Raw genomic sequence first — 9,510 nt, forward strand, 5'->3', positions numbered from 1 at the left:
CACGGCGTAAAAATCTCAATTATCGAACGCGGCGCCGCCCCTCATCCGCCTGCCGGCACCTTCTCCCCGTGAACGGGGAGAAGGGAGCTAGTCTCCGAGCGGCTCCATCTCCTTGCCGGTGCGGTGGATCTGGGCGTTGTATTTGATGCGGCGCACCGTCTCGCGGGCCGAACCGTCGAGCTTGTAGGCCGAGGCCACCGCCAGAAGGTCGATCGCCGCCAGGAAGGCGAAGCGCGAGGCCGTCGGCTTCAGCGTGTCGGGGTATTCGGGCACCGCCACCGTCAGCCTGACGTCGCAGGCGCGGGCGAGTTCGGTGTCGGGCGCGGTCACGGCGATCGCGTTGGCGCGGTAATGCTTGGCGAGCTCGACGGCCTCGATCACCTCGCGGGTGCGTCCCGTCGCCGAAATGGCGATCACCAGATCGCCCGGCTTGAGCGTCGAGGCGGTCATGCGCATCAGATAGGGGTCGCACTGGGAGCTGACTGTGATGCCGTAGCGGAACAGCCGGTATTGGGTTTCCTGCGCCAGCGCCGAGGAGCTGCCGCCGAGGCCGAAGACCGTAACCTGGCGCGCCTTGGCGATCAGCTCGGCGGCTTTCTGCAGCTGCGCCGGGTCGAGCTGCCGCTCGGCCTCCTGCAGCGCCCGGCGCGCCTCGCCGAACACGGCGTTCCAGAACGGCATGCCATTGTCATTGCTGACGGAGGGCGACTTGGCCAGATAAAGCGCGCCGACGACGAGGCTCTGCGCCAGCTTCAGCTTGAAGTCACGCACACCCTCGCAGCCGATGGCGCGGCAGAACCGGGTCACCGTCGGTTCGCTGACCCCGGCGCGCTGGGCAAGGGCGGCGTTGGACGCGTCGACGGCATATTTGACGTCGTCGAGCACGACGTCGGCGACACGCCGTTCGGCAGGGCGCAATTCGCTGTAGGAATCCTTGACCAGCGAAATGATGTCGGGAATGCGCCGGACAGGATCGCGCCCCTCGGTATCGGGGTCTGGAACAGGCTCGTCCTGGCTGCCAGCTTCGGTCATGGGGTCCTGGTCTTTCCCTGGGTTGCGAGGCTGCCGTCTTAGCATGTTTGCACGCCTTGGCTCCACGTGCCCGACCGCATCGCAACCGCAGCGTGTCGTTGGGGAAAGCTCACCTTCCTCCTCTCCTCTCCAGTCCGTGTCGGTCCAGAAGTATGTAGGAAAGCAACATGCATTTCAAGGGCGTGAAAATACCATTAAAACAACCAGATAGGTATATCACCCGATTTTCGTGATACAGTTATCATCGCCGGTGCTTGACAGGAAAGTAGGATAGTTACAGACTGATTTTCGCAGGGATGAGTCAATGGATCATCGCGCAATCTTCCCGGGGGGCAGATGAACACGGGCGATGCAAAAAAGCCGAAACTTGGCGTGCAGGCAGCGACCAAGATCTATCACACGGCCTCCGGCGACCTGCTGGCGCTGGACCGTTGCAGCCTCGATGTCAGCGCCAATGAAATCGTCTCGATCGTCGGTCCTTCCGGTTGCGGCAAGACCACGCTCTTGTGGTCGATGTCGGGCCTGCACAGCCTGGCCAGCGGCGAGATCCGGCTCGACGGCAAGGCCATCACCGGTCCGCATCCCGATATCGGCATCGTTTTCCAGGAAGCGAACCTTCTGCCGTGGCGCAATCTCGATGCCAACATCCGCTTTCCCTTCGAGATCAAGGGCGAGAAGCCGGACCGGGCGTGGATCGCGCATCTGCTCAACCGGGTCGGGCTCGACGGCTTCGGCGGCAAATTTCCGCGCGAGTTGTCGGGCGGCATGCAGCAGCGTGCGGCGATCGTGCGGGCGCTGGCGCTGAAGCCCTCGGTGCTTTTGATGGACGAGCCGTTCGGCGCGCTCGACAGCTTCACCCGCGAGGAGATGAACCGGCTGGTCGAGGAGATCTGGCTCGACACCAAGACAACCATCGTCTTCATCACCCACTCCATCGAGGAAGCGATCTTCCTCTCCGACCGCGTCGTGGTGCTGAGCGCCCGGCCGGGGCGCGTCGCCAAGGAATATCGCGTGCCGTTTCCCCGGCCACGCTCGCTGGAGATCATGGCGACGAAAGAGGTCTTCGACCTCACCAACCGTATCAAGATGGACATTGTCGGCGAACGCACGCGGCCAAAAGCGCCGGAGCGCCCGAGCGCCGAGATCGTGAGGATCAGGCCGTGAGCGGAGGCGACGCCATTCCGGAATTTTCGAAGTCCAAGTCGGGTGCCAAGTCGGGCGACGGCCAAGAGGTCAGCCTGACCAATCTGTCGGCCTTCGCCAGCGGCCCCGGCATCAAGTCGGGCAAGGAGGTGGCGGCCATTCTTGCCGTGGCGGTGATCATCATCGGCGGCATCGAACTGGCGCTGCGGCTGTTCCACGTGCCGCTTTACATCATGCCGCCGCCGAGCTCGATCGCCTATGCGCTGTTCGACGAGTTCCCGCTGATCGCGCCGCATCTCGGCTACACGCTGGTCGAGCTGGTGTCCGGCTTTGCGATCGGCGCCGTTATCGGCCTCGTTCTGGCCGCCGTCATCACCCAGTTTCCGTTCGCTGAAAAAATCGTCGCGCCCTACATCCTGCTGCTCGTCACCACGCCGATGCTGGCGCTGGTGCCGCTTTTGATCCTGCGCTTCGGTTTCGGCTACACGCCGCGCATCATCGCGGTGGCGCTGGCTGCCGGGCCGATGGTGATGATCAATGCGGCGACAGGCTTTCGCCGCGTCGACAGCGCCAAGATCGCGCTGGCGCGCTCCTACGGCGCCAGCACCTTGCAGATATTCTGGAAGATCCGCGCGCCGATGGCGCTGCCGATGATCCTGGTCGGGCTGATGATCGGCGCCATTTTCGGCCTGCTCACCGCGGTCGGCGCCGAGATGGTCGGCGGCGGCTTCGGCCTCGGCAACCGGCTGACCACCTATTCGTCGATGATCCAGATGCCGCAGTTCTTCGCCGTGGTGCTGATCCTGTCGACGCTCGGCATCCTGATCTACGTGCTGTTCTTCCTGATCGGCAAGAAATGGGCGAGCTGGGAGGCTTGAACACAGGGATAAGACGGCGCCCGGGAGGCGGGCGGCAAGAGACTGACATCAAACAAAAAAGGGGAATGCCATGACCAAAGAGAACTCGATCCACCCGGCGGGGATCAGCCGCCGCTACTTCCTGCAGGTGACCGGTGCCGGGCTGGTGACGGCCACGGCGCTCGGCGCCACGGGCCTGAAGGCGAGAGCCGAGCCTTACGGCAAATTCACCTGGATCTCGCCGCGCGGCACGCTCGAAGTGCTCGACGACTATCCCTACTGGGCGGCCAAGAAGGCCGGCTATTTCGATGGGCTGGACACCGATATGCAGCCGGGGCCGTCGGACGGCACCGCGACGGTGAAGTTCGTTGATGTCGGCCAGGCCGATATGGGCTTCCCGTCGCCCGGCGTGTTCTCCTTCGCCATCCAGAACGGCATGAAGCTGAAGTCGGTGTTCCACATGGGCGCCCGCGACACGTTCAGCATCGCCTTCCGCAAGGGCGAGGGGTCGAACGACCTGAAGAAGCTGGAAGGCAAGACCATCCTGCTCGGCTCCGCCGCATGGCAGTCGATCACCGACCCGCTGCTGGCCGCGCAAGGCGTCGACATCAAGAAGGTCAAGTATGTCGAGGCCGGCTGGCCGACATGGGGCACCGCCCTTGCCGGTGGCCAGGGCGACGCCGCTTTGGCATGGGAAGGGCTGCGTGCCGAATGGATCGCCAAGGGGCTCGACTTCGAATACTGGCTCGGCGTGCAGAATTCCAAGCTGCCGGCCAACACCTTCGTCGTGCGCGCCGCCGACCTCGAGGATGCCGACAAGAAGGCGTTGCTGGAAAAGTATCTGCGCGGCTGGGCGATGGGCCTCGAATTCGGCTACCAGAATCCCCGCGCGGCGGTCGAAGCGGTGTTCGAGCAGTTCCCGACGCTGGCCAAGAATCTCGGGCCCGAGCTCGGCACCACCTCGATCCTGCAGCAGATCAATGTCTTCCGTGGCGACATGGACAAGCGCGGCGGCTGGGGCTCGCACGACATGGCGAGCTGGCAGGGCTTTTTCGACGAGATCCACAAGATCGGCCAGATCACCGCCCCGGTGAAGGCCGAGGATGTCTGCACCAACGACCTGATCGGTCCGGCCAATGATTTCGACAAGGCCAAGGTCAAGGCCGATGCCGACGGCGCAAAACTGTCGGAAGGCTTCGCCGCGCTCGACGTCGAGAAGATCAAGGCGCATCTGTTCGATTCGGCGATCAAGTAGGATCGGCGACGACAAGACCGGGCGGCGACACGATTGCCGCCCGCAATCCATTGAATGAAAGCGTGGGAGGTAGCGGTGTCCGACAAGGTTAAAGTGCTGGTGGTGGGGCTCGGCAATATGGGTGCGTCGCATGCCAGCGCGTATCACCGGCTCGACGGTTTTCAGATCGTAGGCATCATGAGCCGCTCGATCAAGAGCAACACGAAGATATCAGGAGAATTAGCCGGCTACCCACTCTACGAGGATTTCGACCAGGCGCTGAAGGAGACCAGGCCGGACGCCGTCTCGATCAATAGCTGGCCGAACACCCATGCCGAATATGCGCTGAAGGCAATCGCCGCCAACTGCCATGTGTTCATGGAAAAGCCGCTCGCCACCAACAATGAGGATGCCGAGAAGGTTGTCGCGGCGGCGCGCGCCAAGAACCGCAAGCTGGTGCTCGGCTATATCTTGCGCGTCCACCCGTCATGGATCAAGTTCATCGAGGTCGGCAAGACGCTCGGCAAGCCGCTGGTGATGCGGCTCAACCTCAACCAGCAGAGCAGCGGCAGCGCCTGGCACTGGCACAAGAACCTGATCGATTCGCTGATCCCGATCGTCGATTGCGGCGTCCACTATGTCGACGTCATGTGCCAGCTGACCGGCGCCAAACCGGTGCGCGTGCATGGCATCGGCGCCAAGCTCTGGGCGGAGGCCGACAAGCAGAATTACGGCCATCTGCACGTCACCTTCGATGACGGTTCGGTCGGCTGGTACGAAGCCGGCTGGGGTCCGATGATGAGCGAGACGGCCTATTTCGTGAAGGACGTGGTCGGCCCCAAGGGCGCGGTGTCGATCGTCGCCGGACAGCAGGCGAGCAGCGCCGCCGACACCGCCGAGGTGTCGAACTCCGCCGACATCGACCGCCACACCAAGACCGACGCGCTGAAGATCCACTATGCCGCTGTCGATGGCGACAAGAATTTCTCCAAGCCCGACGAGATCGTCAGCATGGAGGACGAGCCCGGCCACCAGGAACTCTGCGACCGCGAGCAGGCCTTCTTCCTGCGCGCCATCCGCGAGGATCTCGACCTGACCGAGCAGATGGATGCAGCGGTCAACAGCCTGCGCATCGTGCTCGCCGCCGAACAGAGCATCGCGCTCGGGCGGACCATCGACCTGGCCTGACGCAATTCCCGTCTCCCCGTCCCCATTCGAGGCTGTCGCATATGGATTCTGGCGAAGAAGGACCCCCACCCTAACCCTCCCCACAAGGGGGAGGGAAGCTGCCGCGCTCTTCATCCTCGGTGTTAAACGCCTGTGATTTGCCGAGTTCAGCGCCTACAGAATCCCCCTCCACCTTGTGGGGAGGGGTTAGGGGTGGGGGTATTCGTAGGGCGAAAAGCTAGGTTTCTTGAGTGCCTTGGTCCCTCTCGACAGAGGGTGCCGGGAGGCGGCGCCAAACGTTGGCAAGATCAACGAACGACGTTGAAAAATTGGGAGAGAGACATGGTCACCGAAAGTCTGCTGAAAACCTATGCCGAGTCCGACGCGCTCGACCTGGCCGGACTGGTGCACAGCGGCCAGGTTTCACCGGCGGAACTGGTGGAGGCAGCGATCACGCTGGTCGAGCGGCTCAACCCGGCGCTCAATGCGGTCATCCATCGCCTCTACGACATGGCGCGGGCGCAGGCCGAAACGGTCGACACATCAGCGCCCTTCGCCGGTGTGCCGTTCCTGCTCAAGGAGCTGGCCTCGTCCTGGACCGGGGCGCCGAACACCAATTCTTCTTTCTACCTCAGGGATGTCGTTGCCGATTTCGACACCGAGGTCGTTCGCCGCATGAAGGCGGCCGGGCTGGTGCTGGTCGGCAAGTCGAACGCGCCGGAAAATGGCTGGTCGATCACCACCGAGCCGAAACTCTACGGTGTGACCAAGAACCCGTGGAAGGAAGGCATCACGCCCGGCGGCTCGAGCGGCGGCGCTGCCGCGGCCATCGCGTCGCGCATGGTGCCGATCGCCGAGGCCAGCGATGGCGCCGGCTCGATCCGCATCCCGGCCTCCTGCTGCGGCATTGTGGGCTTAAAACCGTCGCGCGGACGTGTCAGCCTCGCGCCGTTCGGCGACTATTGGTACGGCGGCGCCTATTTTCTCTGCTGCTCGCGCACCGTGCGCGACACCGCGGCCTATCTCGATGCGGTTGCCGGCGCGCTGCCCGGCGATCCCTACACGCCGCCGGTTCCAGATGGCAGCTGGCTCAGCCTCTCGGCGCGAGCGCCAAAGAAGCTGCGCATCGGCTTTTCCGTCACGCCGCCCAACGGCACGGCGATCGATGCGGAGGTGAAGGCGGCGGTGCTGGCGACCGTGGCGGCACTCGAGCGCCTCGGCCACCACGTCGAAGAGCATGACATGCCGCTCGACGCCAATGCTGTGTGGAAGACCTACACCAACATGACCTGCGTGCAGACGGCGGCGACGTTCGACTACCTTGAGACGGTGGTGGGGCGGCCGGTGACGCCAGGCGATGTCGAGGCGGTGACTTGGGCAATCATCGAGCGCGGCCGCTCGACCAGCGGCATCAGGCACATCTCCGATGTCGAGCAACTCAGGCAGGTCGGCCGCGACATCGTCGGCGACCTCGGCGCCTACGATCTCTTCATCACCCCGACCCTGACGCAGCTGCCGCGCCCGTTCGGCTATTACGACATGTCGGAAACAGACATCGATCGCTACAACGCCAAATGGGCGGACTCGGTGTTTGCCTTCCCCTTCAACATCTCCGGCCAACCGGCGATCTCGCTGCCGCTCGGCTGGTCGAAAGGCGGCGTCCCGATCGGCGTGCAGCTCGTCGGCCGCTACGGCGACGAGGCAACGGTGCTGGCCGCGTCGGCACAGTTGGAGCGAGAGATGCCGTGGAAGGGGCGGCGGCCGGCGGTGAGTGGGTAGGTGCTGGGCACCGCGTGCGGCTTCGAGATTGGCCAAATCCGCCCATCGCTTCGTCATCCACGGGCGGAGCAAGGAGCGCAGCGACGCAGCGCAGACCCGAGGATCCATGCCGCGACTTCAAAGCGTCGCTACGATGAAGAGTTCTGCTCCGCTGCATTCCTCGGCCAAGGTCACGGCATGGATCCTCGGGGCTCCGCGACGGAGCTTCGCTCCTGCTCCGCCCGTGGATGACGAAGGTGGGGAGGCTTCGGCCAATCTCCAGCGTGCAGACTCAAAGCCGGCTATCCAATCCTCTCCAACCGTCTCGGCAGACGATTCATGGCAACAGGCCCGTCCGGTGTGATCAGGAACTGGTCCTCGAGATTGAAGCTGGCGAGGCGGTCTATGTAGAGCGGGATTTCGAAGGCCAGCACCATGCCGGCTTCGATCACGACATCGCTGTCGGCCGCAATGAACGGCCATTGCTCTGAGAAGACGGACTGGCCGACGCCATGGCCGAAATGGCCGCGGCGGTAGGTACGCAGCCCTTGCCGCGCCAGGCTGTCGGTGGCGACGCGATGCACTTGGGCGAGCGTGGTTCCCGGAACAAGGGATGCCAGCCCGTCGTCAAAGGTCCGCTCGGCGATCGCGTGCAGTTCGGCCTGCTCGGCGGATGGCGGCCCGAAGGTGAAGTTGCGCGACATGTCGGAGGCGTAGCCGCCGACCGTGCAGACCATGTCGCACTTCAGCGGATCGCCCGGCATGGCTTTCGCATCGGTGCTTTTGAGCCGGGCGCCGAGCGTCACATATTCGGCTGTGGCGACCGGATGGGACAGGCCGGCCGCGGCCGTGGCGACGCCTTGCCGATAGAGGGCAATGAGATCGGCCTGACGCATGCCGGCCATGGCATCGACCTGCAGCCGCTCCAGCCCGGCCTCCGACAGGATGATGCCTTGCTGCAGCAGATCGATCTCGCGCGGCGACTTGACGGCCCGCAGCCTGTCGAGCACCGCCGAGCCGTCGACCATCGTGCAGCCCGGCAGCAGCGCCTGCATGGCAGCGAAATCAGCGGCGGGAACAAAATCGAGATCGACGCCGATCGTTGCGCGCTCGAGACCGAACCCGGTCAGGATCTGCTTCAGCTCATGGACGGAATTGGCCAACTCGAATGTAGCGGGCCGGGTAATGGCAGGCGTCCAGCCGGACGAGCCAAAGCCGGCCACTATGCGCCGCGCCAGCCCTTGCGCTGGCCTCGAGGCGTCAAACGTGGCGAATTCGATCCAGATCGGGTGGCTGCGGATGACGGCGTCGGGCAGAGCCAGTTGCAACTGTCCCGCATTGAAATCCGCCACCACCACGCCGATCGGCAGGCCTTGGCGGGCCGGGATGACGACGAAGCCGGCGCCGGCGCGCCGGAACAGTCCCGCCGGGCCGATCGAGGCGCCGGTCGCATAGTGGAAGGCCTCGGGTGCGCACAGCACCAGCGCCGCGATGCCCGCGCGCTTCATCAGTTGCGCCGCGCGCCTGCGATCGACAAAGCCTGTCATGATTTCCCCACTGTTCGAAGCGGCAACGAAGCACTCCGCGCATCGACAATCAAGCCGCTGACAGCAGCTACTTGATCGATTCCAGCTTGGCGACGGCGGCCGTGAAGCCAGCCAGCGATATCGGGATGGTGACCGGCTTGCGGGTGACCGATTCCATGCCGATGTTCAGATTGGTGCCGGACTTCATTGCCTTGATGAGATCCGCCGACAGCGGCGTGGCGGCATAAGCGCCGTTCTGGTCGCTGGTCTGGATGGCAATCGTCGTCTTCTGGCCCTGGTCGATCTGGAAGGAGGCGCCGGACGGCAGGAACAGGCCGTGTGGCAGGGCAAGCAGCATGGCGAGGCTGCCATTGCCGTTGTCGCGGCGCACGGTCACGGTCAGCACGCGCTGCCCGGTCTTGGCCTCGGTCAGGTTCTGCGAAACCTGGCACTGAAGCTCGCTGGTCGCCGAACCGCTGGAGCAGTTCACTGCCCATGGATTGGCATCGGCCGGTTTTGCATTGCTTTCAGCCGGCTTTGGCTGGGCCGGCTTGGCATCTTCGGCAAGGGCTGGGCCGGCGGCCAGACCAAGCCACAGGGCGGTCAGCCCCGCGGCCACGCCAAGTAAATTAGACTTCGCTAAAGTAGCTGTCATGTTATTTTGCCGGACGTCTTGCATGTTTCCTCACCGCGCCCGGTATTCTCCCGAGCACGGCTTGATACAACACCCGCGACTGTTTCGAAAGCTCGACCGGAGGCAAGAAAGCCGGCGAAATTACTGTGACCTTTCGGA

General features: G+C 64.1%; 8 protein-coding genes. 5 read left to right on the plus strand and 3 right to left on the minus strand.

Annotated features, from left to right (window positions below):
* Positions 1 to 87 precede the first annotated feature (87 nt).
* Entirely contained in the window at positions 88 to 1,032 is a 945-nt protein-coding gene (locus NKJ37_RS02325; RefSeq protein WP_128305959.1) for a MurR/RpiR family transcriptional regulator, read from the minus strand.
* A 336-nt stretch (positions 1,033 to 1,368) separates the two neighbouring features.
* Here NKJ37_RS02325 and NKJ37_RS02330 point away from each other — a divergent pair, with 336 nt between their 5' ends.
* The 5 genes from NKJ37_RS02330 (at position 1,369) to NKJ37_RS02350 (ending at position 7,212) form a co-directional block, all read left to right on the plus strand.
* Positions 1,369 to 2,196, plus strand: a complete 828-nt coding sequence (locus NKJ37_RS02330; RefSeq protein WP_352772465.1) for an ABC transporter ATP-binding protein — start codon at positions 1,369 to 1,371, stop codon at positions 2,194 to 2,196.
* On the plus strand, positions 2,193 to 3,053 hold the full coding sequence (locus NKJ37_RS02335; protein WP_128305960.1) for an ABC transporter permease: 861 nt from the start codon (positions 2,193 to 2,195) through the stop codon (positions 3,051 to 3,053). The genes NKJ37_RS02330 and NKJ37_RS02335 overlap by 4 nt, the downstream gene beginning before the upstream one ends.
* A 70-nt stretch (positions 3,054 to 3,123) precedes the next feature.
* A complete protein-coding gene (locus NKJ37_RS02340) occupies positions 3,124 to 4,287 on the plus strand; it encodes an ABC transporter substrate-binding protein (RefSeq protein ID WP_128305961.1) in 1,164 nt (387 codons plus the stop codon).
* 75 nt (positions 4,288 to 4,362) lie between these two features.
* Positions 4,363 to 5,454, plus strand: a complete 1,092-nt coding sequence (locus tag NKJ37_RS02345; RefSeq protein WP_128306114.1) for a Gfo/Idh/MocA family protein — start codon at positions 4,363 to 4,365, stop codon at positions 5,452 to 5,454.
* Between the two features lie 321 nt (positions 5,455 to 5,775).
* Entirely contained in the window at positions 5,776 to 7,212 is a 1,437-nt protein-coding gene (locus NKJ37_RS02350) for an amidase (protein ID WP_023814187.1), read from the plus strand.
* Between the two features lie 281 nt (positions 7,213 to 7,493).
* On the opposite strand, the gene NKJ37_RS02355 is transcribed toward NKJ37_RS02350, so the two are convergent.
* Positions 7,494 to 8,738: a M24 family metallopeptidase gene (locus tag NKJ37_RS02355; RefSeq protein WP_023810875.1), complete on the minus strand. Its 1,245-nt coding sequence runs from the start codon at positions 8,736 to 8,738 to the stop codon at positions 7,494 to 7,496.
* Between the two features lie 67 nt (positions 8,739 to 8,805).
* Positions 8,806 to 9,372: an invasion associated locus B family protein gene (locus NKJ37_RS02360; protein ID WP_352772469.1), complete on the minus strand. Its 567-nt coding sequence runs from the start codon at positions 9,370 to 9,372 to the stop codon at positions 8,806 to 8,808.
* Between the last annotated feature and the right edge of the window lie 138 nt (positions 9,373 to 9,510).

The organism is Mesorhizobium sp. M0140, assembly GCF_040322475.1.
Taxonomy (GTDB): Bacteria; Pseudomonadota; Alphaproteobacteria; order Rhizobiales; family Rhizobiaceae; genus Mesorhizobium.